Here is a 25,793-nt window from a genome sequence, read left to right on the forward strand (position 1 = left end):
GTCATCTCACTTGTACTCGATCAGCGCTGATTTGCCGGGCAACAGCCGCTGGCGCCAGAATTTGAGTTGGCCCACTGCCTCTGGGAACTTGCCCAGCACCAGAAACAAGGCCTGCAACCTGCGTTGCCGGGGCGCCAGGGCGCCACGCCTGGCCAACCGCAGGATTTGCAGTGGGTACAGCAGCAAGAGCGCCAGCCCCCCTGCCCCGAACATCAGACAAGCCAACAGTGTCAGCAGCGGAATCCCCAGCCCCCAGACCCAGGCACGGCGGGACTCACGCACCCAGTGCCGCTCGGGTGCAGCACCGTGCAACCAAGCGCCTTCGGCATAGGCGTAGCCGGCGCGCATGCTGCGTCGCCACCATTGGCTGAAGCGCGTCATGGCCGCATCGTGCAGGGTCATTTCGGCGTCCAGGCGCCAGACTTTCCAGCCCGCGGCTCGCAAACGCACGCACAGTTCCGGCTCTTCGCCGGCAATCAGCCCCGTCCGGAAGCCCCCTACGCTGGCGAACGCCTGGGCGCGCATCAACGCGTCACCGCCACAGGCCTTGGCTTGTCCAACCGGGGTGTCCCACTCCAGGTCGCACAACTGGTTGTACACGCTTTGCTGGGCAAACCGCTCGCGCCGCCGCCCACAGACCACCGCCACCTGCGCGTGCCGTTGCAGGAAGGCGTGGGCAGTGGGCAACCACTGGGGGTCGATCTCGCAGTCGCCATCAACGAACTGCACCATGTTCAGGCCAGGCTGCAGCTGGTGCAGCCGGGCGAAACCTTCGTTGCGCGCGCGGGCGGCGGTGAATGGAATGCTCAAGTCCAAGGCCAGGACGTGCACACCCAACTGATGCGCGAGCTGAACCGAGCCATCGGTCGAACCGGAATCCACGTACACCACCGTATCGACACGGGCCACCAGCGCACGCAGGCAGCGCTCCAGGCGCTGGCCCTCGTTGCGACCGATCACCACGACGCCGACCGCCTCCAGTTGTGTGCTCACGGCATCACCTGCGTCGCGGGGCTGTGCCTGGGCTTGATCACGGCCGGCACGCCGACCGCAATGCAGTTGTCCGGCACATCCACCAGCACGACCGCATTGGCGCCGATCACCACATTGTTACCAATGCGTATATCGCCCAGGATCTTGGCGCCGGTGCCAATGTCGACATTGTTGCCGAACACGGGCGCCACAGGCCGATCGACCTGCTTGAGCCCCACCACCACACCGTTGCGAATGCGGCAGTCGTCACCGAACCGGGCATAGCCGCTGACGATGATGCCGCCGAAATGATCGATGACGAAATGCCGGCCCACTACCGCCTCGCAGGGCAGTTCGACCCCGGTCAGGATCTGTACCAGCTTGAACAACACCTTGTAGACCAGCGAACAGAGCTTGCGCAGCGGCGCGGGCCTCACGCCATACCGCCAGCGGCCAAATCGGTAGACCAGCATCACCCAGAACCCCTGGGCTCCCCAATCGCCCCCATGGGCCCGCAAATCGGCACGAATATTCTCGAACATGGTGCGCACTACCTTGTCGGCTGGGTGGCATAGCGGGTTTTGAACAGCAATGCCCACGTGGTGCGGCTGTGTAGCCAGCAGGCCCGCAAGGCCGCCCGCCCGCGCCGCTTGATCAAGGCCTTGAGCGCCAGTATCAGGTCACCCAGGCTCACCAGCAGCATATGCAGGGCAAGGCCGGCCCGACCGTGGTGCTTGCGAAAGTACAGCAGCTCGCTTTCTATCTGGTAAGCGGATATCTGCCGGCTCGCGGCTTCGAGCTGGGCCACCGACTTGGAGCTCTCGCCGCCGATGTGCACCACCGTGGTGTGCGGGTAGAACACCACCTTCCAGCCCGCTGCCTTGACGCGCTTGCAGTGGTCGACTTCTTCGTAATACAGAAAGAAACGGGGGTCGAACAGTCCGACCTGATCGAGGACCTCACGGCGCACCAGGTAGAAACACCCAGGCAGCCAATCGCATTCGCGCACCGACCCATGGTCCCAGCTCATGTCATCAACGCGCTGTACGCCGGGGACGAAGCGTTCCAGGCCGGTGCGGGCAAGAAACACGTTGAGCGGTGTCGGAAAATACCGGCAGCTCGGTTGCAGGCTGCCATCGCGACCTTCGAGCCGAACACCCAGCACGCCACACTCCGGGTGCGCCTGCATGTAGTCCAGGGTCTTGTGCAACGCGTCCTGGGCCACGAAAGCGTCGGTGTTGAGCAGCAGGGCGTATTGACCTTGCAGGTGGGTCAGCAACTGATTGTTGGCACGGCCAAACCCTACGTTCTGCCGATTGCTCAGCACCAGCGCCTGAGGGCAGACCTGGGTCAAGCGGGCAAGTGAGTCGTCGGCCGAAGCGTTGTCCACCACCAGGTAGCGCGCCAAGTGCTCGCTGTCGGCGCTGCGCAAGGCATCGAACATGGGCTGCAGCAAACCGGCCGTATTGAAATTGACCACCATCACGTCCACCGGCTTAGCCATTGTCGCTGTCCCCGAAGAAGTACTGGCGCCGCTGGGCCATCAGCATGGGCTCCACCTGGGGGTCAAAAGCGCCCTTGCGCTGCTTGACGATGTCGATCCAGGGATAGGCTTCGCAGCGGGCTTCCACCCGTTTGATCAGCGCATCGGTGGTGCAGATGAAGGCCGCCGGGTTACCGCCATAGACGGTGCCGGGCGGCACGTCCTTGGTCACCACGGCCCCGGCGGCCACGACGGAGTCCGGCCCGATGGTCACGCGCGGCATGACGATTGCGCCGTGACCGATGAAGCAGTTGTCCTTGATGTCGATGAAGCCGACCGAGTCCAGGTGCTTGCCGAAGCGGTGCTCGATCAGCAGCACGACGCCGTCATGGCCGATGAGGGTGCAATCGGACAGGCCCACGCTGTTGCCAATGCGCACCAGCGATGGGTCGGTCACGTTGCAACCCTGGTTGATGTAGACGTTGGTGCCCACCGAGTGAAAACCGCCCCAACGGGCCAGGTAGGTGCCCCATTCCAGCCCCGCTGGGTTGCACATTTTCTTGTACAAACCGCGTGCCCGTCCCGTGCGGTGGGCATACTGCATTACGGCTCTGCGTATCCATCCCATCATGCTGCCTGGCCTCGCAATCGATGCAACCTGAGTTATCCCTGGGCGGCGCCGGTCTCATTCTTGTGTGTGCTGACCGCCGCACCCCTTGTCCTAAAGCCGGTGAATCACGCCGCGGCGCTCCTCTGGGCGCTCATGCGGGCATCGAGGTGTTCAGCCAGGCGCACGGCGAATTGCAACAGTGGCATGGTCGGGTTGGAGGCACCGCCGGTGGCGAAGATGCTGCTGCCGGCTGCATACAGGTTGTCGGTGCCGAACACTTTGCAGTCGCGGTCCACCACCCCATGACGGGCGTCGGCGGCCATGCGCGTGGTGCCCATGTGGTGGGCGTGCGGCGACAGCCTGAGCGGTATCGAGGTGTCGTAGACGAAGTCGTTGAGTTTGACGAACCCAAGGTTCTCCTTGGCCCACTGGGTCGCAAGTTCGGTGCCGATGCACTTGATCGTATGCCGGTCCTGCTCGTCGAGTACCCAGTTGACGTTGACCTTGGCCACGCCCAGCGCATCCTTCTCGTCGAGCAACGAGATCCGGCTGTGCAGGCTTGGGAATTGTTCGATCATGGTGCTGATGATGCCATCGCCCGGGCAACTGAAGCTGGCGACGAAGGCCACCTTGCTGGCCACGCCCATGTCACAGGCCAGGGTTTCCAGGAAGTACTTGACCTCGGCGGTACGGCCGTAGGTTTGCACGTCGGCCAGCAGGGCCGCGCGCACATTGCCCTTGCCGATCTTGAAATGCTCGATGAAGGCATCGGTGGTGTAGTACTCGCGCGGGTCGGGATCCAGCCCTGACTTGAGGATGAACGTGCCCATGTCGATGTTCAGGTGCTCCATGAAACAACGGCCCACCAAGCCGTCCTGGCTGATCACACCGGCCGCTGCCAGGGAGCTGCTGTTGAGCAGTTGCCGGGCGTTCTCGATGGCGCCTGCGGCGAGGATGAAATGCCGTGCGACCTGACGCTGGCGGTTGCCAGCGTAGTCCGACAACAGCACTGCCGCCAGCCGGCCAGAGGCGGGGTCGAATTCGAGGTCTACGCAGTTGCAGTTGATGAACACGTCCAGCCCTGGGGTTTGTTCCAAGGCGGTGGCGTACTTCTGGGCAAATCGGGTTGGGGTGCTGAGCAGGAAGCGGTCCGGTTCGAACTCGTCGCCGTCCAGGCCCGTGTTGATGGCATGAAAGTCGGCACCGGCGGGCAGGTCGACGATGTCCATGGCGGCGGGCAGGTAGCGCGCGATTTCGGCGTACTCAATGGGCCAGCCCGGCAGGTCACCTGGCGGTGCGATGGAAAAGTCGGACGGGCTGAAGGGTCGGCACCGGCCTGCCCAATGGTTTGAAGTGCCGCCTAAATAACGTAGCCGGGTCTGCTCGGCATACAGCTGCAGCCCGCTGGAGGTGCAGGCATACAGCTCCTGAGAGCGAGGTGCGTAGTCATGGCCGCCCCCCTCGGCCAGCAGCACGCTCCAGCCTGCGGCCGCCAGGCGCAGCCCCAGCGTGATGCCGGCGGGGCCGGCGCCGATGATGCACACGTCGTAACTGTCGCGCAGCGTCTTGTGTTCCTGAAAATCGGTGATCATGCCGACGGGCTCTTGAAATACTGGGACGGCAATACCCAGCCATTGATGACCACGAACGCCTCATTGGCCTCGGCGGTGTGCCGGCGCAGCGTTTGCCCGGCGACCGCTGTCACCGGGCCCAGCACAGCGCCTGCCGCCCCCACCACCGCGCAACCCTTCAGAAAGCCCCTACGACCTACCTGTGACGCACACACGCTCTGCTTGCCCATGATTACCTGGCCATCCTCACGAAATTCCTACAGGTCGCGCTCAGATCCACTCGAATAAAGCGGTCAATCCAGCCCCGCACAGCGCCCCGGCCAACAGGGCCGGCAGCACTACAAGCTCGCGCTTGAGGCTGAACATTCCCAATTTGCTGTTCACGTAAACGATCAACACCAGTGTGGGCAGCGTGTGCAGGGCAACGCCCCAGATCGCCCAGTCCACCCCACCGAAATACAGCAGTACCGGCAGCAACCCCCACAACGAGACCAGGCGAATGATGTTGTCCATGGCCTGGTACTTGGTCAGCCCCAAGGCGATCCAGACCTGATGGGCCAATGTATAGCGCAATGTAAGGAATGACAGCGAGAGAATTGCGAGCATCGGCCCTGCTTCACGGTACCGCTCGTCGTACATCCAGCCAATGAGCAGCGGGCTGGCGGTCAGAAACCCTCCGCAGATGAACAGCACCAGCAGGTCCACCAATAGCCGAAAACGGTGATACAGGGCTACCAGACGCTCGCGATCGTCAGCACGAGCCGCTTCGCTGAACGCCGGCAGCGCAACGGCGCCGACCACCTTCATGATGGCCATCTGCACTGCCCCCAGAATCAGCACGGCGATGGAGTACACGCCCAGCTGCGCCGCCGTCATGCTGGCACCGAACCAGATGCGGTCGCCATACATGGCCAGGACCCCGACCATCGAAGACAGCAGGATCCAGCGCCCGAACACGATCAGCTCGTTCAGGGCGGCGCGGTCCCAGTGCAGACGATTGCCAGGGCCCTCTAGCGCAGTGTGGCCCAGTACCGTCCAGGCCAGGGCAGACACCAGGCCAGCGCTGACCAGCGCCCAGATGGAATGGGTCAGGTAGCCCACCACGAGCATCACCAGCAGGCCCGCGACTTGCGACGCCAGGTCGACCAGCACCACGCGCTTTTGTTGGAAGGTTCGCACTGCCACGTCTATCTTGGTGGACTGAAAACCCCAGATCACGGCAGACAGGCCGGTGATGGCCAGTACCGCCGGCAAAACCGGGGCCGCGTAGGTCGCGTCCGCAGGCCACAGCTCAGCCACCTGCGCCAGCCATGCGCCCAGGGCAAGCAGCAAGGTCAAGGCGAACAGGATAAAGCCGCGAATGATCTGGACAGTCCAGGCCGTGTTGAGGAAAACGGGGTCGTCACCTCGATGGCTCTGGATGATGTTCTGGCGCAAGCCAACATCGGAGAGCAAGTGAAGCAGTACCGAAACCGTGGTGGCGATGACCATGACCCCGAACATCTCGGGGACCAGGATACGCGCCATGATCAGGTTGCCGCCCAGGCGCATCAGTTGGGAAGCCACTTGCGAGACCAGGTTCCATGACCCCGCCCGCAAGGCCCGCGAGCGCAAGCTTGCGGTGGCTGACACCTCAATCGACGGCATGGGTTCTATCTCTGACTAGATGGCTAAAAGTCACTATAGTTTCAATCAGCCATGATGCTAGCCGTGGCCCACCGAAAGGAAGGTGTAAATAGCTGATGCCTGAACATTTTCGCGCGTTGATCGTCATCCTGTTCCTGGCCAGCGTGGTATTCGTGCTGGCTCGGCGTCCTGCCACCGACCTGATCCCGCTGCGCGATTTCAAGCGCCGGCGCAACCTCTGGTTCCTGCTGACGGTGCTGGCATTCGTCTCCCACAGTTTCTGGCTGTACCTGGCGGCAGGCGGGCTCATCCTGTACCTGGCCGGGCGTCGTGAACACAACCCCATGGCGCTGTTCTACCTGCTGTTGTTTCTGATCCCACCGGCGGCGGCGCAGGTTCCGGGGTTCGGTGTGGTCAACTACCTGGTCGACCTCAACCACATCCGCCTGTTGACACTGTGCGTGCTGCTACCAGCCGCCCTGGCCTTGCGTCGGCAGCCGGACACGCTGCGCTTTGGCCGCACCTGGCCAGATCGCCTGCTGGCGGCAAGCCTGGTGCTGATGAGTGTGCTCTATCTGCGCGAAACCACGCCCACCGATACCCTGCGCCAGGCCCTGTACCTGTATGTCGATGTATTTCTGCCCTACTACGTGGCCAGCCGTGGGTTGCGCCAGGTCAGCGACTTCAAGGACGCCATGCTGGCCTTCGTCCTGGTCGGCTTCCTGCTGGCGTTGATCGGGGTCGCCGAGTATGTACGCCACTGGTTGCTGTACAGCGCCCTGATCGACGCCATGGGTGTGCCGTGGAGCTTGTCGGGCTACCTGAGCCGGGGCGGCGCCCTGCGGGCCAGTGTCACCACGGGCCAGGCCATCGTGCTGGGTTATGTCATGAGTGTCGCCATCGGCCTGTTCCTGTTCGTGCAAGGCTATCTGCGCCGGCCGTTGCATCGCTGGATGGGCGCGCTTTTGCTGGCTGCCGGTCTGTTCGCGCCGCTCTCACGCGGGCCCTGGATTGGCGCTGCGGTGATCGTGGTGGTGTTCGTGGCGCTGGGCAGGGGGGCCGTGCGGCGCCTGGCCCTGCTGGCAACGGCGGGGGTGCTCGCCCTGCCGCTGCTCGGTGTGATACCGGGTGGCGATAAGGTGCTGGACCTGCTGCCGTTCATTGGCAACCTTGAAAAAGAGAACATCACTTACCGCGAGCGGCTCATGGACAATGCGTGGATCGTCATCCAGCGCAATCCGCTGTTCGGCTCGTTCGATTTTCGCAACACGCCCGAAATGCAGTCGATGATCCAGGGCGAAGGCATCATCGATATCGTCAACTCCTACATCAACCTGGCCCTGCACGTCGGCTTGGTCGGGCTCGGGCTGTTCGTGGCCTTCTTCGCCATGGTACTGCGCGGCATCTACAAGGCCATGCGCAGCTTCGACGACAAGGACGACGAACGTCGTCAGCTTGGCCGGGTGCTGCTGGCGACATTGATCGGCATCCTGGTGATCATCTTCACCGTCAGCAGCATCACGTTCATCCCGGTGGTGTACTGGTCCATCGCAGGGTTAGGCGTGGCCTATACCCACATGGTCCGCCGGCAGCACTCGCTCGCTACGCCCTCTTACGACATCCCCTCTGCGCAACCCAGGAGCCTTTCATGACCCTGTCTGCCTTGCGTGCCGTGCTGTGCCTGACCGCCCTTTGCTCCCTGGGCTTACCCACGAGCGTTCGGTCCGAGGCGTGGCAGGTCAGCATCGATGAGCAAAACGGCCTGCCGGTGGTGACGCAGGGCGGCGGGCCGGTGATGAGCGCCAAGTTCGACTTCTGGGCGCAGGACTGGAGCTGGACGGGTTTCCAGACCGCCCTGAGCGTCGATGGCCCCGGGCGCTACACCTTGCAGGGGCTGAACAAGGCCCTGGATTTCGAGCTGAAGGCGGCGATCACCCAGGTGCAACCGCAAACCCTGGCGTGGGACTTCGACCTTGACGCCCATAGCCGCCAGCGCGATGTGATTGGCGGCGGCATGGTGTTCCAGTTCGATCCTGCGCAGATCGCGGGGGCCATGGGTGCCCCGCAACTGTTGGCCGACAACCGCGGGTGGTCCTGGGGCGGTACCGAGCAGGGCAGGCGTGTAGAAATGCGTTTCGACCCACCCTTGGCCAAGGTCTACTTCGAGCGCGGCAATCCTTCGGAGCTGCGCGCCTTCTTCTACAAGGACGCCATCGCTGCCGGCAAGCAACAGGTCAAGGCGGTGCTGAACGTAACCGGGGACATCGCACTCGCGCCCACCCCTACCGAGCGCTTCGGTCTGGTGGACCCTACTGCCTGGCCAGAGGACCAGTTGGACTGGCGCACATCCCCCGTTGACCTTTCGTTTCTCAATGCGCGGCAAAAGCCCGCCGGCAAGCACGGCTTTGTGCAGGCGCGCGGGGAACAACTGGTGTTCGAGGACAATACCCCCGTGCGTTTCTGGGGTACCAACCTGTCGGCTTACGCCCTGTTCAAGAGCCCTGACGAGGAGATTGCCCAGCAGGCAAAACGCCTGTCGGCGCTGGGCTTCAACCTTGTACGGCTGCACCATCACGACTCCCCCTGGGTGAGCCCCAATGTGTTTGGTGACGGCACGCAGGTTCGCGGCACCCAGCAGTTGGACGCCGAGTCCATGCGCAAGCTTGACCTCTGGATCAAGGCGCTCAAGGACGAGGGCATCTACATCTGGCTGGACTTGCATGTGCAGCGCGCTCTGACCGCCCAGGACGGTATCGATGACTTTGGCGAACTGGCCAAGGGCCAAGCGCGGGTCGACCTCAAGGGCTACGCCTACGTCAACGCCAGCATCCAGCAGGCGATGAAAAACTTCGCCGCTCAGTACCTGGGCCATGTAAACCCTCTGACAGGCCTGGCCTACAAAGATGACCCCGCCATCGCGACCATCCTGCTCACCAACGAGAACGACATCACCCAGCACTACGGCAACGCCCTGCTGCCGGACAAGGACGTCCCCCGTCACAGTCAGCGTTACATGGCCGCTGCCAAGGCGTTCGCCAGCCAGCACGACCTGCCAGCGGACCTGACCTGGCGGGCCTGGCAACCTGGGCCCTCCAAGCTGTTTCTCAACGACCTGGAGCAGCGCTTCAATGCCGACATGATCGCGCACCTGCGCGCCCTGGGGGTACGGGTGCCGATCGCCACCACCAGCACCTGGGGCGGCAACGGCCTGAATGCCCTGCCCGCCCTCACGGTGGGTGATGTCATCGATGCCCACAGCTACGGCGCCAGTGGCCAGCTGGAGAAGAACCCGTTGACCAGCGACGGCTTGATCGACTGGCTGGCCGCCGCTCAGGTCGTGGGCAAACCGTTGACGGTCAGCGAATGGAACGCCGAGCCTTTCCCGTTGCCTGACCGGCATTCCCTGCCGCTGTACATCGCCGGAACCGCCAGCCACCAAGGTTGGGACGCCATGCTGCAGTACGCCTACAGTCAACAGGCGTTCAACCCCGGCTGGCGCACGGCAGACAACTGGCATGCCTACAATGATCCGGCATTGCTTGCCACGATGCCGGCTGCCGCACTGATGTACAGGCGTGGGGACGTTCAACCCGCCAGTACCCGCTACGTGTTCGCGCCGAGCCCCGAAACCCTGTACAACCAGGACATCACCCCACGTACCTCGGCGCTGCTGCGCACGGCCGTAGGCCTGGGCCAACTGCAGATCGCCTTGCCTGTCACGCCCCAGCTGCCATGGCTCAAACCTGCTGCCACCGCTGACGGAGCTACCGTGCTGCACGACCCTGCCCAGGCGTTGCTGCCGGCAGACGCGACCGAGTCGGTGAGCGATACCGGCGAGCTCAAGCGCAACTGGCAGTCAGGCCTCTACACCATCGACACGCCCCTCACCCAAGCGGCAACGGGCTGGCTGGGCGGGCGTACGATTACCCTGGGTGATGTCCAGGTTCAGGCGAGCACGCCCTACGCCAGTATCGCCGTGCAGAGTCTCGACGGTGTGGTGCTGGGCCAATCGCGCAGCCTGCTGGTCTCCCTGGGCACGCGAGCGGTGCCCCAGCCTGAGGAAAACACGCGCTTTCATGTCGAACCGCTCAAGGCCCAGCTGAGCATCAAGGCGCCTGCCGGGTTGAAGCTGTTCGCCCGCGATGCCCAGGCGCAGCTCAAGCCCCTGCCCGCCAGCTACCGTGATGGGCGTTATCACATCACCCTGGATGGCACCTACATGTCCAATTGGCTGTTCTTGAAATAGGGCAGATGGCCATCTACGCTCATGGCACCTGTTAGCCGAGCATCCCGCCTGCATGTCCCAGGGACGGTTCACGGTGTCTGTCGACAGCGGCTTCGTGGAGGTGTGGATGAGGTACCTGGTGGTGGGGGGCTCGGGCTATATTGGCTCGCACATGGTCGGCTATCTGTTGGCTGGCGGGCATGAAGTGGTGGTAGCGGACCTGGTATCACCAGGGCCGGGCATTCAGTGGGCCAGGTTGGACATCGCCGATGAAGCCGCGCTCAACGTGCTGTTCGGCATGTGCACGTTCGACGCGGTCTTTCATTTTGCCTCGTTCATCCAGGTGGGCGAATCGGTCAGCGCTCCGGGCAAGTATTACCAGAACAACGTCGCCGCTACCCTGTCGCTGCTCCAGGCGATGGTCAGCGCAGGAATCAAGTGCCTGATTTTCTCCTCCACGGCGGCTGTGTATGGGGATCCGCAGTACGTGCCTATCGACGAGGCCCATCCCAAGGCGCCGATCAACCCGTATGGGCTGAGCAAGTGGATGGTGGAACAGATCCTTGAGGATTTCGATCGGGCTTACGGGCTCAAGTCGGTATGCCTGCGTTATTTCAATGCCGCAGGCGCAGACCCGGCGGGGTTGCTCGGCGAGCGTCATGAGCCGGAGACACATCTGATCCCCCTTATTCTCCAGGCCGCCTCTGGCCGGCGCGAGGCAGTGACGGTATTCGGCCGGGACTACCCCACCCCCGACGGCACGTGCATCCGCGATTACGTACATGTGACCGATCTGGCCTGCGCCCATGCGCTGGCCGTGGACTACCTGCTCGACGGCGGCGAGCGTGCAGTGTTCAACCTGGGCAATGGCCTGGGCTTCTCGGTGCAGGAGGTCATCGATGCGGCCAGGTCCGTGACGGGCCAACCCATCACCGTGCTGGACGCACCGCGCCGCGCAGGCGACCCGCCCCGATTGGTGGCCGATGCCAGCAAGGCCATGCAGGTGCTGGGCTGGCGGCCTGTGCACGCAGACCTGGAAGTGATCGTGGCGCACGCCTGGCAATGGGAGCGGCAGTACCCATGGCCGGCAATGACATGGCGTTGAGCGTCCATCGGGGCTGCCCGACGGCGCCCCTTGAAAACGCTCAATAATAGGGCTGCGGTTTTTCGTCGGCCTTATTCAGGACGGTGCCAATCAGGTTCGCCGTGCCCAGGTGGTGCAGGCAGTCCTCGATCTCTTTCTTGGTGTTCATGCCGTTGGCCACCACCAACAGCACGCAGTCGAACGTGGGTAGTACGGTGATCGCATCGTCGGAGCTGAGCAGCGGTGGCAGGTCGAAGATGCAGATGCGCGAGGCATAGCGATTACGCAGGTCGCTGACCAGGTGAGTGACCTTGGGTGAGCACAACACTTCGGTCGACATGGGTACCGGCACCCGCGTCGGCAGTACGACGAAACGAGGCAATGTGGGGTTCACCAGGCATTCCTGCAGCGGCGCCTGATCATCGAGAAACTCGTTCAGCGAGCAGTCCATGGGCAGCCCCAGGCTCCTGCCGACGCGAGGACGGCGCAGGTCGAAATCCACCAGCAAGGCGGTGCGGGTGGTGTAGTGGGCAATGCTCATGGCCAGGTTGATGGCCAGTACCGTCTTGCCCGCTTCGGGCGTGGGGGAGGTAATGGCCAGGGTACGCCAGCCGTTTTCCTCCATGGTCCTGAGCACCTGGGTGCGCAACAGGTCAATGGGCCCGTTCATGCTGGAGTTCTTGTTGTAGGCGACAATGCGGTGACGTTCCAGGTGATCGGCCTTGAGCGCCACCACCTTGGTATTGACGTAGTCGAACTGCCCCGGGACCTCCGCAAGCGCGGTACCCGGTGCCGGGTTCACGGCCTGGGGCGTACCTGGAGTGACCGGGTGAAGGGTATTGCCATGAGCCGGTGTATTCCTGTCCATCACTGCTTTCCTATGCAAACCTGGAGGTGAGCTTGAGCAACAGCACATCCAGCGGCATGTAGAAGAGGTGTACCAGCCCTACCAGGATAGCCACCAGGCACAACGCTGCCAGGATCAGCCCGTTGCGCCAGCGCTTGCGCCTGGCCACGTCGGCGCGGGTGTCGATATAAGGCAGCGCCACCAGCACGCGCCTGCCAAGCAGGTTCTCCAGGGCGCCAACGCCACGCACGCGCTGGTTGAGCATCTCCAGCAACATGACCAGCGCCCCACCACCTGCCGGCGCCAGCACCAGGCCCAGTGCCGCGATTTTCTTGCGGTTGGGCTTGATCGGCTTCTCGGGCATCAAGGGCGGTTCGAGCAGCACGAAACGCTCGGCCTTGTTTTCCTGCTCAAGGCTCTCGGTAATCTTGGCGCCCATTTCCTTGGCCCGGATTTCCTCGTACTTCTTGCGCGCGTTGTCATGGTCGCGCATCAGCGTAACCAGGCCGCGCTCGACCTGCGGCGCTTCGAGAATCTCGGCTTCGTAACCTTCCATCTTGCGGGTCAGCTCGCGCTTCTGCTCGGCCAGCGAGGCAATGCGTACCTGTGCCGCGCTCATCTTGGCCCGTACGCGTGCCGCATCCAGGCTCACCGTCGAGGCCACGCTACCGGTCTGGCCACTGGCCTCCAGCGCTTGAATCTTGCGTTTGACCGCCGCCACGTCGGGGTGCGCTTCTTTGTAGCGGGTCAGCAAGCGGGCATATTCGGCCTTCAGGCTCGCCAGGTCCTGGGGCTGGTCGGCGCCCGCTGGGCGCACGCCCTCGCCGGTTTTGGTACCTAGGCCGGCATTGGCGGCGGACAGTTCAAGCTCCAGGTAGCGCAGTTCCTCCTGGGCCGCCTTGTAATCGCGGTCGACCTCCCGGAACTCGAGCTCAGCCCGCGAAAGCATGTTCATGCGCAGCGTCTGATGCTCAGGTAACGCATTGGCGTGGGCCTGCTTGAAGTCGGCCAGCTGGTTCTCCAGGCTGGCCAGTTCTGCCCCCAGCTTGTTCGCCTCCTGGGTCAGAAACTCGGTGGTCTCGTTGGCCCGTTCGGTGCGCTGCTTGAGGTTTTCGTTGAGAAACAGCGTGACCAGTTCATCGGCGACTTCTTTGGCCACCTCTGCCTGACGATGCTCGAAAGACACGTTGAAGGCCACCGTCGCCTCGCCGCGCCCGCGCACGAAGGTGGTCAGCGTCTGGACCGCGATGGCGTTGCGCATTTGGTCGATCTTGTCGCTTTCGCTCAAGCGCTTGTCGGCAAACAGTCCGTACTTGTCGATGATGCGCAGCAGGTTCTCGCGCGTCATCACCCGCTGGCGAATGACCTCGATGCGCTCGTCGGCAAAGCTGGTGGTGTTGGTCGACACCAGCTCGGGAGATATCTGCTGCGACTCCACCAGGATCGTGCCGGTGGACTGATAGATCGGTGGCACCGTCAGCGCCACGGCGACGGTGGCAGCCAGGATAACGGCTGCGCTGACCCCCAACACCACGGCCCGGTCCTTGATAATGGCGATGTAATCTCTGAGAGAGAGCTCGTAATCGGACTTCATGGGGCCACCTGCAAGCGGTTCAGATGTCGGGATAGCGGTATGTCAGGGTCAAGCCAACGATCGTGGCGGTCGCATCGCCGTCGAGGTCCTGCTTGCGCTCCTTGTACGTCAGCGCCAGGCGCAGGTCCCAGTAGGGGGACAATTGGCGGCTGGCCCAGAGGCTGTAGATCTGCAAGGTATTGGGTATCTGGCCCTTGCTGTCCTGCCAGGCGGCGTCGGCGCCGACCCGGGTCAAGGGGTCGAGCGCATAACTCCAGACCCCACGCACCTGATCGAGCTGGGCAAACCCGCCTTGGGCACTGGCTACCGTACTGCGCTCGACCGTCAGGCTGGCATCGCTGCGTGCGCCGGTGTACAGCAGCGCCACGCCGCCCTCCCCGCGCCGGCCCCCCTGACTGCCCGATACCTTGTTGACGCCCAGGTGCGCATCGGCGCTGAATGACTCTGAGAACTGGTACTTGATCCCCACCGCCGGGCTGTAGCTGTTGGAGGCCGTGGCGGTCAGGTCGTCCTCGGGTTCATAACGCCGGGCACCGAAACGGGTATAGGCATCGGCGCGCTCGCTCAAGGCGTAGGTCCAGGTCAGGGTATTGGCCAGCTCGTCGTAGCCAGTCAGGCTGTTGATATCGTAACGGGCGCGGTTGTAGGTGGTTTCGTTGCTCAGGGTGCTGCGTTCGGTGATCGCCTGGCGCCAGTTACCCGTCAAGGTGTACAGCTTCTGCGTCCCATCGGTAGTAACAACGCCGGTATCGAGCACGGTACCCGACAGCGTCGAGGTTTCGTTGTAGCGGGCCAGCAGCCCGAACTGCCCGCGTTCGGTGGTGCGTTGCCAGCCCAGGCTGATGTCTGGGTCTTCGCGGTCATCGACGACGTTGGTGTCGGAGGAGCGCAGAATATCCAGGCCCAGACCTAACCGCAGTTCATCTCGGCCGAAACTGCCGATCAGGGTGTAGTCAGGTGCAATCAGGGTACGTGTCACGCCTTTTTCGCCCGACGATAGCAACAGCGGGTTGCTGTCGTGTTCGACCGACGTCGGTACCACCACCGTCGACTGCCAGGTAGCGGCCTGGGTTGAGTGCGCAAGCGGCAAGGCCACAATTGCCGCGGCAATGCGAGTTGTTCTTGGAAGAGGCATCAAGTCTACTTATTAAAAGGCATGATCAAGGAACGACCAGCGTGTCACCGGCCTGAAGTTGAATATTGGTCGACATGTCGCGGCCCGTCACCAAGTCCTTGTATCGCACGGGCAGGATTCTCTGGGACGTGCCGGTGCCACGCACGACCATTATTTCGCTTTCATCGGCAAACTTGTCCAGGCCACCCGACATGCTCAACGCCTGCAGCACCGCCGTAGGGCCTGACATTTGTACGGGGCCGGGCTTTATGACCTTGCCTTGGACATACACCAAGTTGCCCGCGTTACTCTTGACTACCACGCTGACGTTCGGGTCAGGCAGAAACTTTTCCAGTTTGCTGGCCACTTGTTTTTCAACCGAGGCAACATCCAGCCCTGCCACGTCTATGCGACCGGCCAGAGGGAACGTGATGCTGCCATCGGGGAGCACGGTGGCCTCCTGCTTGAGGCTGTCTTCCTGCCACACCGAGACCATCACCACATCGCCGGGATTGAGGCGGTAGGCCGGTTCCGAGGGCGCGGCAGCGCAATGACCCGACCACATTGCAACCAGGCCAACGACGGCGAACAATGAACGCACCATGAGGGTCCCTCCGGCCAAATGGCCCGACTAGAGCACTGAAGAGAACAACACACCAACTCTCGCTCCACTTCGCTGTCACCACCGCGAGCGCCATGCTCTGCCGGCCGCCTGAGCGGCACGTCGAACCCTGCTGACCAGGCTTCGAGAGGGTAATGGCAATATAGCAACGGTTGACGAATTCACAAGCCAACTCAAGCGGTCTAGCCTGAGTGACTGTAACTGCGGTATTTCAAATCTTTCTGCGATTGGCCACGGCGACAAAACCCACGACCGCAAATGCGAAGAACCAACCCGCGGTTGCAACGGGAATGATACTGGTCTGATTGATATACGAGTCAGCCGCACGGGCAGCACCGCTCAACAGCACCAACAAAAAGATCGATTTCACAATCAGAGTCGAGCGCATACGCCGTCCTTTCAACCAGGATAATCAATGAGTAAGTGGCGCGATGATGCGGGGTGTGTTGCGGTATTGACTTGAGCTTATGGGCACTCTGACACTACGTCAATGAACCGACACCATAATAAATCTCAATGGGCTTAGCCGTAATAAGTCAAAATACCGTCGCATAAATTATGCGGAAGGGAAATTTACGTGGCTGGGCGAGTCTGGATGTCACGAGCAAGTTGCCTTCTTCACCCTGAGATTGGCGCAGAAAGCACACTGACTCACAGACCTGCACCTCACCCCAAGGCAAGGCACAGTTCTGTAGCCAGGAGCAGCCGCTACGGCATGACCGGTGGCGTGTATTGCAACGTGGTGCCCAAGGCCCACAACAGGAACAGCACCAGAGGAACGTGCACGAGCAACTGCACGAAGGAAAACCCGATCAGGTCCCGCGCCTTCAGGCCCAGCACGCCCAGCAGCGGCAACATGTAGAACGGGTTGATCAGGTTGGGCAACGCTTCGGCTGCGTTGTAGATCTGCACAGCCCAGCCGAGGTGGTATTGCAGGTCATTGGCCACCAGCATCACATAGGGCGCCTCGATGATCCACTTGCCGCCACCTGACGGAATGAAGAAGCCCAGTACCGCCGAATACACACCCATCAACAGGGCATAGGTATCGTGGGTGGCAATTTGGGTGAAGAACAGCGAGATGTGATGGGCAAGCGTCTGTTCGTCGACCCCTTTGACCTGGGTGAGGATTGCGGCGATGGAGCCGTACAACGGGAACTGGATCAGCACGCCAGTGGTAGTGGGCACGGCCCGGGCCACAGCGTCGAGGAAGCTGCGCGGCCGCCAGTGCAGCAGCGCGCCGAGCATGATGAACAGCAGGTTGTAGGTGTTCAGGCCAGAGATGGCCGTGATGGCGGGTTTACTCGCGAACTCCTGATACAGCCAGCCTGCGGCCAGCGCAACGAGCAGCAGGATCAGCACAGGGCTGTGCTCGAGCCACTCCCCCGGGCGTGTACGCGCAGGTGCCGGCGGAGCGCTGAAGCTTGGGTCCACGCCACACGCTTGAGCGCTGCGCGCACTGTTGGGGCCGGGGGCTGTAGCATAGGCGATGACCAGCGATACCACGACCAAGGCTGCCAACATCACGCCTGACTGCCAGAGAAAGATGGTTTCGGTGAAAGGAATCACGCCAGTGATCGACAGAATCGAGGGTGGAAGGCTGGCCGGATTGGCCTGCAACTGAGCCGCCGATGAGGACAGCCCCAGCGCCCACACTGCGCCCAGGCCCAGGTAGGCCGCCGCACCGGCAGCCCTGTAGTCCATCTTGAGGTCGGTACGACGCGCCAATGCACGCACCAGCAGGCCACCAAAGACCAGGGACAAGCCCCAGTTGAGCAATGACGCCAGCATCGAGATCAGGGCTACCCATGCAACGGCCGAGCGACCGTTGCGGGGAATGCGGGCCAGGCGATCGATCAGCCGCGCGGCAGGCGGCGAACTGGCGACCACATAGCCGCCGATGACCACGAACGCCATCTGCATGGTGAAGGGGATCAAGCTCCAGAATCCATCCCCGAAGGCCTTTGCGGTGTCCAGGGGCTTGGCGCCCATGGCCAACGCGCCCAAGCACACCAGCAGCACCGCCAAGGCGGCGAATACCCAGGAATCGGGGAACCAGCGCTCTGCCCAGTTGGAGCAGCGCAGGGCAAAGCGTGCAGAGCGGCTGTCTTGTAGTTCAGCGGCCACGGAAGCGTCCTTTTATTGGTTTTATAGGTAGATGAAAGGCTGCGCAGAAATGCGCGAACCCTGCGCCAACGAACCCGCCCGCCCAGATGCCGTGGTGAAAACGGCTACCTGAACGGGCGGGTTCGCCGCAGCAGGGCGAAAGTGCATGTGGGTTAGAAGGTCATTTCCTTCACATCGTCGGCCACGATGAGCTTGCCGGCTGTCTTGGCGATGATTTCTTCGACGCTCACACCGGGGGCGGTTTCGCGCAGGATGAACGCGCCATCCTCGATCTCAAGATAAGCCAGGTCGGTTAGTACCTTGCGGATGCAGCCCGCGCCGGTCAAAGGAAGGCTGCACTGGGGCAGCAGCTTGGACTCCCCGTCCTTGGAGGCGTGGGTCATGGTGACGATGATGTTTTCCGCACCGGCCACCAGGTCCATGGCGCCCCCCATGCCCTTGACCAGCTTGCCAGGGATCATCCAGGAGGCGATGTTGCCCTGCACGTCCACTTCGAAGGCACCGAGCACGGTCAGGTCGACGTGACCGCCACGGATCATGGCGAACGACTGTGCCGAGTCGAAGATCGATGCGCCGATGCGGGCGGTAACGGTCTGTTTGCCTGCGTTGATCATGTCAGCGTCAAGGGTCGCTTCGGTGGGGAATTCCCCCATGCCCAACAGGCCGTTTTCCGACTGGAGCATCACGTCCATGTCGGCCGGCACATAGTTGGCCACCAGGGTGGGAATACCGATACCCAAGTTGACGTAGTAGCCGTCCTTGAGTTCACGTGCAACGCGTTGGGCCATCTGTTCGCGGGTCAGTGCCATGGTGAGAGTCTCTTTGTTGTTCTGTGGGGGCGCTCAGGCCTTGACGGTGCGTTTTTCGATGCGCTTTTCGAAGGTGCCGACGATGACGCGGTCCACGAAGATGCCAGGGGTATGGATTTCGCTGGGCAGCAGCACGCCAGGTTCGACGATTTCCTCGACTTCGACCACGGTGATCTTGCCGGCGGTGGCGGCCAGCGGATTGAAGTTCTGGGCAGTGTTGCGGTAGATCACATTGCCGTAATGATCAGCCTTCCAGCCCTTGACGATGGCAAAGTCGCCGGTAATGGCCTCTTCGAGGATGTACTTGCGACCCTTGAATTCACGCACTTCCTTTCCCTCGGCCACCGGGGTGCCATAGCCGGTGGCAGTGAAGAAGGCGGGAATGCCCGCTCCGCCAGCGCGCATCTTTTCGGCCAGGGTACCCTGGGGCGTGAGTTCGACCTCAAGCTCACCGCTGAGCAGCTGGCGTTCGAATTCAGCGTTTTCCCCCACGTAGGACGCGACCATCTTGCGAATCTGATGGTCCTCGAGCAGTACGCCAAGGCCGAAGCCATCGACGCCGCAGTTATTGGAGACCACGGTCAGGCCCTTGACGCCGCGACGCTTGATCTCGGCGATCAGGTTTTCAGGTATGCCGCACAGGCCGAACCCTCCGGCCAGTACGGTCATGCCGTCGGTCAGCCCTTCCAGGGCCTGTTCGTACGTAGCTACGCGTTTGTCCAATCCGGCCATGCTGGTTCGCCTTTTGTAGTTGTTGAGCCGACGGGGCGTCGGTGAGCGTGTGGGGGTATCTTCTCGCTTGCTCACTGATTTGTTAATTTTGTTTTTATGATCGATTGATAAGCACTCCAAATCAAAGCATAGGCGAGTCCCATGAATGTGAAGCAACTGCGCGCCTTCGTCGCCGTGGCCAAGTTTCAGAGCTTTGCCCAGGCCGGTGAGCACCTGCACATCTCGCAGCCCGCCCTGAGCCTGACCATCAAGGCGCTGGAGGAGAACTTGGGCGGCGCACTGCTCAGCCGTACCACGCGCAGCGTCAGCCTGACTGCCGAAGGTGAGGTACTGCTGCCCTTGGCACGTCGCCTGTTGGCTGACTGGGACGACACCGAAGAAATGCTGCGCCAGCGCTTCACCCTGCAACTGGGCCGGGTGGCCATTGCGGCCATGCCCTCTTTTGCTGGCAACCTGTTGCCAGGGGCTCTCAAGCTTTTTCGCCAGTGCTACCCCAAGGTCAACGTGACCGTGCACGACGTCATCAATGAACAGGTGCAGGAACTGGTCAGGCACAGGCGCGTCGAACTGGGCATCGGCTTTGAGCCAGACAATGTCGAGGGCTTGCACTTTCACCCGCTGTACCTTGACCGGTTCGTTGCGGTCGTGCCGGTTGACTCGCCCTTGGCCCAGCTCGCGCAAATCAGTTGGGCGCAGCTTCTGGCCGAGGATTTCGTGGCACTGCAGCGTCCTTCTGCCGTGCGCCTGTTGCTCGAGCAGAACGTGGCGGTGCAGCACGGCAAGCTGGCGGTGGCTTTCGAAAGCCATCAGCTTGCAACCGTAGGCCGCATGGTCGCCAGTGGTCTGGGCGTCAGCGCGGTGCCGGCGCTGTGTATCACGCAAATGCAGGAGCTGGGGGCCCGCTGCATCCCCCTGGTCGAACCTGCCGTCGAGCGGCGCATTGGCGTAATGGCCCTGCGCGAGCATACGTTGTCAACGGCAGCCCAGGCGCTGCTGGATGTTCTACTGAATAATACCCATCCACCGGAGGTGACATGCGTGACGTGAAATTGGCAGGCGCCAACGTGCCGATCATCGGCCAGGGCACATGGTACATGGGCGAAGACCCGAGCCGTCGGGCGGCCGAAGTCGCCGCCTTGCAACAAGGCATCGACCTGGGCATGCGCCTGATCGACACCGCCGAGATGTATGCCGAGGGCGGTGCGGAACAGGTGGTGGGCCAGGCCATCGCCGGGCGTCGGGACGAGGTATTTTTGGTGAGCAAGGTCTACCCGCACAACGCCAGCCAGCGCGGCACGCAGGCCGCCTGCGAGCGCAGCCTCAAGCGCCTGGGTACCGACTGCATTGATCTGTACCTGCTGCACTGGCGCGGTCAGTACCCATTGCAGGAAACCGTGGACGCTTTCGAGCGCCTGCGCGAGGCAGGCAAGATCAAGCGTTGGGGCGTGTCCAACTTCGACGTGGATGACCTTCAAGAACTGGACAACCCCGATTGTGCAACCAACCAGGTGCTCTACAACCCTGCGCAACGAGGTATCGAATTCGACCTGCTGCCCTGGTCGATACAGCAGGGACTGCCCATCATGGCCTACTGCCCCCTTGCTCAGGCAGGGCGTTTGCTGCAACACCCAGTGCTCAAGCAGATCGCCCACGACCATGGTGCTACCCCGGCCCAGGTCTGCCTGGCTTGGGTCACGCGGCACAATGGCATGATCGCGATTCCAAAAGCCGTGACACCCGAGCATGTCAGGCTCAATGCCGAGGCAGCGCGTTTGAACTTGACCGCCGATGACCTGAACGCCATCGACCAGGCATTCGAAGTACCCACCCGCAAGCAGCGCCTAGCGATGGTGTAAGCAAAGCCGTGCTGCAGGGGTTCAGTGGAAATCCCGGCTGCGTACGTCCAGCCCCTGCAGCAGCACGCTGACATCCTCCAGCCGCCTGGCCACCAAATGGCGTACGCCATTTTCCTGTTCCAGGCGGCCACTGACCTTCATCAGCCGAGCGCCGACCAACGCGCGCCGCTGCCGTTCGGCGAGGTCCCGCCATACGACCACGTTGACCATGCCGAACTCGTCCTCGAGCGTTACGAAGGTCACGCCACTGGCGGTCTGTGGCCGCTGCCTGCCCACCACCAGCCCTGCCATGGCAATGGCGTCGCCATGTTCGACGCCGTGCAGTTCACCGGAACTGCGACAGCCCAGGGCACGCAGACGGGATCGGAGCAAGGTCAATGGGTGGGGCCCCAAGGTCGTGCCCATGGCATGATAGTCGGCCACCAAGTCTTCGCCGACGGTGGGTGCCGGCAGGTCGACGCGTTCCTCCGGGGGCGCCTGCACGTCGGCGAACAAAGGCAATTGCGCCTGCACCGCCGCCACCTCCCAGCGCGCCTGGTGCCGGTGCCTGGCCAGCGCGACCAGGGCCCCTGCGTCCGCCAGACGAGCCCGGGCGCGCTCATCCAGGGCCGAGCGCAGGCACAGGTCCTCGACGTCCCGCCACGGCTGCACCGCCCTTGCCTGTTCGAGCCGGCGCACATCGGCTTCGGCCAGGCCGCGGACCAAGCGCAAGCCCATGCGAATGGCCAGTTCTCCCCCGGGCCCAGGCTCGAGCGTGCAGTCCCACTGGCTGTGACACACGTCCACCGGCCTTACCTCGATACCCTGGCGGCGGGCCTCCTGGAGCAGTTGGTCGGGGCTGTAGAACCCCATCGGCCAGCTATTGACCAGCGCGCAGGTGAAGATGGCCGGCTCGTGGCATTTCAACCAACTGCTGGCATAACACAGCAGTGCGAAACTGGCGGCGTGGGACTCGGGGAATCCGTAGCTGCCAAAGCCCTTGATCTGTTCGAAGATGCGTTCGGCGAACGCCAGTTCGTAGCCATTGCGCTGCATCCCTTCGAGCAAGCGCTTGCGGTGCGGCTCCAGCCCGCCGTGGCGTTTCCAGGCGGCCATGCTGCGACGCAGTTGGTCGGCCTCACCGGGGCTGTAGTCAGCCGCTACCATGGCCAACTCCATCACCTGCTCCTGGAACAGCGGAACGCCAAGGGTACGCTCGAACACCGCTTTCAGCTTGGGCGATGGGTAGGTCACCGGTTCCTGCTTGAGCCGCCTGCGCAAATAGGGATGGACCATGTCGCCCTGGATGGGGCCAGGGCGCACGATGGCGACCTCGATGACCAGGTCGTAGAAGGTTCTGGGCTGCAGGCGCGGCAACATGGCCATTTGCGCCCTGGACTCGATCTGGAATACGCCCATGGTCTCGGCGCGGCTGATCATGGCATAGGTGGCCGGGTCTTCGGCAGGGACGGTGGCCAGCGTCAAATGTCGCCCACGGTGCTGCTGCACCAGCGCGAAGCAGCGACGCAGTGCACTAAGCATGCCCAGCGCCAGCACATCGACCTTGAGCAGGCCGACCATGTCCAGGTCATCCTTGTCCCATTGGATCACGGTGCGTTCGGCCATGGCCGCGTTTTCCACGGGCACCAGCTGGTCGAGGGGTTGTTGCGAGATGACGAAGCCACCTGGGTGTTGTGACAGGTGCCGGGGAAAACCGATCAGCTCACCGGCCAGCACCAGGATACGCCGCAACATCAGGTTGCCTGCATCAAACCCCGCCTCGGCCAAACGCTGTGCATCGGGGATGCGGTCGCTCCAACGGCCGCAGCATTTGGCCAGGGCGTCCACCTGGTCGGCCGGCAGGCCCAATGCGCGAGCGACATCGCGTACCGCCCCGCTGGCGTGATAGGTGTTGACGACCGCCGTCAACGCCGCGCGGTGTCGACCATAGCGCCTGAACACGTACTGGATGACTTCCTCGCGCCGGTCGTGCTCGAAGTCCACATCGATATCCGGCGGCTCGTTGCGCTCGCGTGACAGAAAGCGCTCGAACAGCAACCGATGTTTCATGGGGTCCAGCTCGGTGATCCCCAGCACGAAGCACACCACCGAGTTGGCGGCAGAGCCGCGCCCCTGGCACAGGATGTGCTGCTCGCGGGCAAAGGCCACGATGTCGTGAACGGTGAGGAAGTAACTCTCGTAGCTCAGCTCGCTGATCAGCGCCAGCTCCCGATCAAGGGCTTGGCGAACTTGATCGCTCGGGCCTTGGGGCCAGCGCAGCGGCAACCCTTGTTCGCACAGCTCACGCAACCAACTGGCAGCGGTATGCCCAGCGGGTACCAGTTCTTCGGGGTAGCGATAGCGCAGCTCACCAAGGTCGAAACGGCAATGCTCGGCAATCACCAAGGTCTGGGCCAGCAGGTCGGCGGGATACAACTCGGCCAATTGGGCAGGGGTACGCAAATGACGCTCGCCGTTGGCGTACAGAAAGCGCCCTGCCTCAGCCACTTGGCAGCGCCGGCCAATTGCCGTCATGCAGTCTTGCAGGGCACGCCGACCGCGCACGTGCATGTGAACATCCCCGCACGCCACCGCATTCACACCCAAGGTTGCCGCCAATGCGCGCAGACGCGCCAGACGCTGGTCGTCATCGACACCGCGGTGCAAATGCACGGCCAGCCAGAGGCGGGCCGCGAAGACCTCCCTCAACCAGTCGCCCACAGCTTGATCGGCAACATCATCAGGCACCCATAATGCCAACAGGCCCTTGCTGTGCGCAGGCAGGTCCTCGCGCAACAGCTGGTAGTCCCCTTTGGGCGCCCGACGCCGCGCACGGGTGATCAGGGCGCAAAGGTTCTGGTAGCCCTGCAGGTCTTGCACCAGCAGCACCAGCTTGGGCCCATCCTGCAGTTGCACTTCGCTGCCGACGATCAGCCGTACACCCTGCTCTTTCGCCGCTTGCCAGGCGCGCACAATGCCAGCCAAGGTGCATTCGTCGGTAATGGCCAGGGCTTGGTAGCCTTGCTCGCGAGCCCGGCGGAACAACTCATCCGCGCTTGACGCTCCGCGCTGGAAGCTGAAATTGCTCAGGCAATGCAACTCCGCGTAGCCAAAGCCGCTCATGAAAACCAGCCCTGCAACCATAGCGGCCCGCCTTGGCCGAGGTCACGGTAGGCCCACCCACGCAGGCCCTCACGGGTTTCGATGCGGTAGTAATCACGGCGTACGTCCGCGCCGTCCCACCAACCGGACTCGATGCGCTCGGCCTGCCCGTGAACCTGATAGGCCTGTTCGTCGAGCACCGTGGGGGTGGCCAGCAGCCAGCCAGGACGGCTGCCCGGTGTGACGCACAGGCTGGACCACTGGCCGACTTCATTGGCCTGCCATGCCTGTTCAGGACGGTGATCGGCCACGGCGCTGAGCCCCGTCACGGCCTGGTCACCCAGACGTGCACGCAAGCGTTCGCGCAGTTGTTCCCACGGTTGGGCCTGCTGGGCGCGTGGATCGAACAACGCCTTGTGCTGAGGCACGAATGGCGGCAAGTCCTCGGCCACCAGGCGCAGGTTGCGCACCGGCGCCTTCAGACGCACCAATTCCAGCCTGCCACGGGCCAGTTCAAGCAACATGGCCGGGTCGCGTTCTGCGGCCAGCAATCCAACGTCAAGCTGGGTGTCATGGCCCTGCGCGTGCTCCATGTACACCTTGAATCGCTGGACGCCACAGTCGCGCCCAGCCAGGAAAGCGGCCAGGTCTGTCAGCATGCGACGTAATGGGAACAATAGCGCCTGGTGCGACTCCACATCGAAGTTCAGCTCCAACCGCGCCTCGAAACGGTCCGGCGGTTCGAAGAATGCAAGGCCCAGGTTGCGCATGCCCAGTAACTGGTCCAGGTGCAACTGCACCTGGGCAGCAAAGCGCCTTGCCAATGCGTCGCGCGGTAGCGCCAGTACCTGTTTCAGCTGGCGCAACCCCATGCGGCCGAAGGCCTGGGCATCTTCCGGGCGCAGGCCGATCCGATCGATGGGCATTTCGGCCAGTGCCGCACGGGTCGAAGCGGCATCCTCCAACGCCAACCCGTCGTGAGTATTGGCCAGCATGCGCGCAGCCACCGGATTGCTGGCCAGGACGATGCGTTGACGCAAGCCCAGCGCAGACAGTTCCTGGCGCAAGCGCGCCTCCAGTACCGGCCATGGCCCGAACAGCTGCAGGCTCGACCCTACTTCCAGCAACAAGGTTCGCGGGTAGTGCAAGCTGACCTGGGCACTGAAGCGATATGCCCAGGCGGCCAGCAACTGCTGCAAGGCATCGATGCGCTTGGGATCGACTTCGAGGCAGGAGAAGCCATCGGCCAGCGCACGGGCGGCCGTCAGGGTTTGGCCGGCGCTAAGCCCCAGAGCGGCTGCCGCAGGGTTGACCGATTGCAGGACCCGGCGCTGGCTGGGACCACCCAGCAGCACCAGCGGTGCGTCACGGTCGTCGCGCTCGCGCAGCAGGCTGTCCAGCGCCAACTGGGGAAATAGAATGCAGGCCCACAACATGTTC

General features: G+C 62.9%; 22 protein-coding genes. 5 read left to right on the top strand and 17 right to left on the bottom strand.

Annotated features, from left to right (window positions below; translation table 11 throughout):
- Positions 1-6 precede the first annotated feature (6 nt).
- The 7 genes from B2Y33_RS16335 to B2Y33_RS16365 form a co-directional block, all read right to left on the bottom strand.
- Positions 7-993 carry a glycosyltransferase family 2 protein gene (locus B2Y33_RS16335; protein ID WP_027916339.1) on the bottom strand — a complete coding sequence of 329 codons (987 nt, stop codon included), beginning with the start codon at positions 991-993 and terminating at the stop codon, positions 7-9.
- Positions 990-1,514 (bottom strand): serine O-acetyltransferase, encoded by a 525-nt coding sequence (locus B2Y33_RS16340; RefSeq protein ID WP_027916340.1) that lies wholly within the window; start codon positions 1,512-1,514, stop codon positions 990-992. Before B2Y33_RS16340 ends, B2Y33_RS16335 begins: the two co-directional genes overlap by 4 nt.
- An 8-nt stretch (positions 1,515-1,522) precedes the next feature.
- A complete protein-coding gene (locus B2Y33_RS16345) occupies positions 1,523-2,476 on the bottom strand; it encodes a glycosyltransferase family 2 protein (protein WP_033695182.1) in 954 nt (317 codons plus the stop codon).
- Positions 2,469-3,086 (bottom strand): acyltransferase, encoded by a 618-nt coding sequence (locus tag B2Y33_RS16350; RefSeq protein WP_027916342.1) that lies wholly within the window; start codon positions 3,084-3,086, stop codon positions 2,469-2,471. The genes B2Y33_RS16345 and B2Y33_RS16350 overlap by 8 nt, the downstream gene beginning before the upstream one ends.
- A gap of 104 nt (positions 3,087-3,190) precedes the next feature.
- A complete protein-coding gene (locus tag B2Y33_RS16355) occupies positions 3,191-4,657 on the bottom strand; it encodes an FAD-dependent oxidoreductase (RefSeq protein WP_027916343.1) in 1,467 nt (488 codons plus the stop codon).
- Positions 4,654-4,866 (bottom strand): twin-arginine translocation signal domain-containing protein, encoded by a 213-nt coding sequence (locus B2Y33_RS16360; protein WP_206406069.1) that lies wholly within the window; start codon positions 4,864-4,866, stop codon positions 4,654-4,656. Before B2Y33_RS16360 ends, B2Y33_RS16355 begins: the two co-directional genes overlap by 4 nt.
- A 40-nt stretch (positions 4,867-4,906) precedes the next feature.
- Positions 4,907-6,283: an oligosaccharide flippase family protein gene (locus B2Y33_RS16365; protein ID WP_028687785.1), complete on the bottom strand. Its 1,377-nt coding sequence runs from the start codon at positions 6,281-6,283 to the stop codon at positions 4,907-4,909.
- Positions 6,284-6,378: 95 nt separating this feature from the next.
- Between B2Y33_RS16365 and B2Y33_RS16370 the strand changes: the two genes are divergently transcribed.
- The 3 genes from B2Y33_RS16370 to galE all read left to right on the top strand — a co-directional run bounded on the left by B2Y33_RS16370 (position 6,379) and on the right by galE (position 11,592).
- Positions 6,379-7,914, top strand: a complete 1,536-nt coding sequence (locus B2Y33_RS16370) for an O-antigen ligase family protein (RefSeq protein ID WP_042139422.1) — start codon at positions 6,379-6,381, stop codon at positions 7,912-7,914.
- The gene (locus B2Y33_RS16375) at positions 7,911-10,508 is read left to right on the top strand and encodes a cellulase family glycosylhydrolase (RefSeq protein ID WP_206406068.1); all 2,598 of its coding nucleotides are present in this window, start codon (positions 7,911-7,913) and stop codon (positions 10,506-10,508) included. The genes B2Y33_RS16370 and B2Y33_RS16375 overlap by 4 nt, the downstream gene beginning before the upstream one ends.
- Before the next feature lie 106 nt (positions 10,509-10,614).
- Positions 10,615-11,592, top strand: coding sequence for a UDP-glucose 4-epimerase GalE (gene galE, locus B2Y33_RS16380; protein ID WP_125922614.1), 978 nt, complete (start codon positions 10,615-10,617; stop codon positions 11,590-11,592).
- A 40-nt stretch (positions 11,593-11,632) separates the two neighbouring features.
- On the opposite strand, the gene B2Y33_RS16385 is transcribed toward galE, so the two are convergent.
- The 8 genes from B2Y33_RS16385 to B2Y33_RS16420 form a co-directional block, all read right to left on the bottom strand.
- Positions 11,633-12,439, bottom strand: a complete 807-nt coding sequence (locus B2Y33_RS16385; protein ID WP_027916348.1) for a CpsD/CapB family tyrosine-protein kinase — start codon at positions 12,437-12,439, stop codon at positions 11,633-11,635.
- A gap of 10 nt (positions 12,440-12,449) precedes the next feature.
- Positions 12,450-14,012 (bottom strand): GumC family protein, encoded by a 1,563-nt coding sequence (locus B2Y33_RS16390; RefSeq protein WP_206406067.1) that lies wholly within the window; start codon positions 14,010-14,012, stop codon positions 12,450-12,452.
- 19 nt (positions 14,013-14,031) lie between these two features.
- Entirely contained in the window at positions 14,032-15,147 is a 1,116-nt protein-coding gene (locus B2Y33_RS16395; RefSeq protein ID WP_027916350.1) for a hypothetical protein, read from the bottom strand.
- Between the two features lie 25 nt (positions 15,148-15,172).
- The gene (locus B2Y33_RS16400) at positions 15,173-15,730 is read right to left on the bottom strand and encodes a polysaccharide biosynthesis/export family protein (RefSeq protein ID WP_027916351.1); all 558 of its coding nucleotides are present in this window, start codon (positions 15,728-15,730) and stop codon (positions 15,173-15,175) included.
- Positions 15,731-15,959: 229 nt separating this feature from the next.
- Positions 15,960-16,136 carry an EPS-associated small membrane protein EppA gene (gene eppA, locus B2Y33_RS16405; RefSeq protein WP_165919238.1) on the bottom strand — a complete coding sequence of 59 codons (177 nt, stop codon included), beginning with the start codon at positions 16,134-16,136 and terminating at the stop codon, positions 15,960-15,962.
- Positions 16,137-16,456: 320 nt separating this feature from the next.
- Positions 16,457-17,875: a short-chain fatty acid transporter gene (locus B2Y33_RS16410; protein ID WP_023535446.1), complete on the bottom strand. Its 1,419-nt coding sequence runs from the start codon at positions 17,873-17,875 to the stop codon at positions 16,457-16,459.
- A 152-nt stretch (positions 17,876-18,027) separates the two neighbouring features.
- Positions 18,028-18,684: a CoA transferase subunit B gene (locus tag B2Y33_RS16415; RefSeq protein WP_027916352.1), complete on the bottom strand. Its 657-nt coding sequence runs from the start codon at positions 18,682-18,684 to the stop codon at positions 18,028-18,030.
- A gap of 33 nt (positions 18,685-18,717) precedes the next feature.
- On the bottom strand, positions 18,718-19,416 hold the full coding sequence (locus B2Y33_RS16420; RefSeq protein WP_023535422.1) for a CoA transferase subunit A: 699 nt from the start codon (positions 19,414-19,416) through the stop codon (positions 18,718-18,720).
- A 141-nt stretch (positions 19,417-19,557) separates the two neighbouring features.
- On the opposite strand from B2Y33_RS16420, the gene B2Y33_RS16425 reads away from it, so the two are divergent.
- Positions 19,558-20,463, top strand: coding sequence for a LysR family transcriptional regulator (locus tag B2Y33_RS16425; protein WP_027916353.1), 906 nt, complete (start codon positions 19,558-19,560; stop codon positions 20,461-20,463).
- On the top strand, positions 20,451-21,272 hold the full coding sequence (locus B2Y33_RS16430; RefSeq protein ID WP_027916354.1) for an aldo/keto reductase: 822 nt from the start codon (positions 20,451-20,453) through the stop codon (positions 21,270-21,272). Before B2Y33_RS16425 ends, B2Y33_RS16430 begins: the two co-directional genes overlap by 13 nt.
- A gap of 21 nt (positions 21,273-21,293) precedes the next feature.
- On the opposite strand, the gene B2Y33_RS16435 is transcribed toward B2Y33_RS16430, so the two are convergent.
- Positions 21,294-24,374, bottom strand: a complete 3,081-nt coding sequence (locus tag B2Y33_RS16435; protein WP_027916355.1) for an error-prone DNA polymerase — start codon at positions 24,372-24,374, stop codon at positions 21,294-21,296.
- The gene (locus B2Y33_RS16440) at positions 24,371-25,789 is read right to left on the bottom strand and encodes a Y-family DNA polymerase (protein ID WP_027916356.1); all 1,419 of its coding nucleotides are present in this window, start codon (positions 25,787-25,789) and stop codon (positions 24,371-24,373) included. The genes B2Y33_RS16435 and B2Y33_RS16440 overlap by 4 nt, the downstream gene beginning before the upstream one ends.
- Positions 25,790-25,793 lie beyond the last annotated feature (4 nt).

It is taken from the genome of Pseudomonas sp. UBA5666, from assembly GCF_002420785.1.
Taxonomy (GTDB): Bacteria; Pseudomonadota; Gammaproteobacteria; order Pseudomonadales; family Pseudomonadaceae; genus Aquipseudomonas; species Aquipseudomonas fulva.

What these genes read in the sequence shown, in the direction of transcription:
- B2Y33_RS16340 (WP_027916340.1), bottom strand. Translation starts at nt 1,514, where the DNA reads ATGTTCGAGAATATTCGTGCCGATTTGCGGGCCCATGGGGGCGATTGG.
- B2Y33_RS16345 (WP_033695182.1), bottom strand. Translation starts at nt 2,476, where the DNA reads ATGGCTAAGCCGGTGGACGTGATGGTGGTCAATTTCAATACGGCCGGT.
- B2Y33_RS16350 (WP_027916342.1), bottom strand. Translation starts at nt 3,086, where the DNA reads ATGATGGGATGGATACGCAGAGCCGTAATGCAGTATGCCCACCGCACG.
- B2Y33_RS16355 (WP_027916343.1), bottom strand. Translation starts at nt 4,657, where the DNA reads ATGATCACCGATTTTCAGGAACACAAGACGCTGCGCGACAGTTACGAC.
- B2Y33_RS16360 (WP_206406069.1), bottom strand. Translation starts at nt 4,866, where the DNA reads ATGGGCAAGCAGAGCGTGTGTGCGTCACAGGTAGGTCGTAGGGGCTTT.
- B2Y33_RS16365 (WP_028687785.1), bottom strand. Translation starts at nt 6,283, where the DNA reads ATGCCGTCGATTGAGGTGTCAGCCACCGCAAGCTTGCGCTCGCGGGCC.
- B2Y33_RS16370 (WP_042139422.1), top strand. Translation starts at nt 6,379, where the DNA reads ATGCCTGAACATTTTCGCGCGTTGATCGTCATCCTGTTCCTGGCCAGC.
- B2Y33_RS16375 (WP_206406068.1), top strand. Translation starts at nt 7,911, where the DNA reads ATGACCCTGTCTGCCTTGCGTGCCGTGCTGTGCCTGACCGCCCTTTGC.
- galE (WP_125922614.1), top strand. Translation starts at nt 10,615, where the DNA reads ATGAGGTACCTGGTGGTGGGGGGCTCGGGCTATATTGGCTCGCACATG.
- B2Y33_RS16385 (WP_027916348.1), bottom strand. Translation starts at nt 12,439, where the DNA reads ATGGACAGGAATACACCGGCTCATGGCAATACCCTTCACCCGGTCACT.
- B2Y33_RS16390 (WP_206406067.1), bottom strand. Translation starts at nt 14,012, where the DNA reads ATGAAGTCCGATTACGAGCTCTCTCTCAGAGATTACATCGCCATTATC.
- B2Y33_RS16395 (WP_027916350.1), bottom strand. Translation starts at nt 15,147, where the DNA reads ATGCCTCTTCCAAGAACAACTCGCATTGCCGCGGCAATTGTGGCCTTG.
- B2Y33_RS16400 (WP_027916351.1), bottom strand. Translation starts at nt 15,730, where the DNA reads ATGGTGCGTTCATTGTTCGCCGTCGTTGGCCTGGTTGCAATGTGGTCG.
- eppA (WP_165919238.1), bottom strand. Translation starts at nt 16,136, where the DNA reads ATGCGCTCGACTCTGATTGTGAAATCGATCTTTTTGTTGGTGCTGTTG.
- B2Y33_RS16415 (WP_027916352.1), bottom strand. Translation starts at nt 18,684, where the DNA reads ATGGCACTGACCCGCGAACAGATGGCCCAACGCGTTGCACGTGAACTC.
- B2Y33_RS16420 (WP_023535422.1), bottom strand. Translation starts at nt 19,416, where the DNA reads ATGGCCGGATTGGACAAACGCGTAGCTACGTACGAACAGGCCCTGGAA.
- B2Y33_RS16425 (WP_027916353.1), top strand. Translation starts at nt 19,558, where the DNA reads ATGAATGTGAAGCAACTGCGCGCCTTCGTCGCCGTGGCCAAGTTTCAG.
- B2Y33_RS16430 (WP_027916354.1), top strand. Translation starts at nt 20,451, where the DNA reads ATGCGTGACGTGAAATTGGCAGGCGCCAACGTGCCGATCATCGGCCAG.
- B2Y33_RS16435 (WP_027916355.1), bottom strand. Translation starts at nt 24,374, where the DNA reads ATGAGCGGCTTTGGCTACGCGGAGTTGCATTGCCTGAGCAATTTCAGC.
- B2Y33_RS16440 (WP_027916356.1), bottom strand. Translation starts at nt 25,789, where the DNA reads ATGTTGTGGGCCTGCATTCTATTTCCCCAGTTGGCGCTGGACAGCCTG.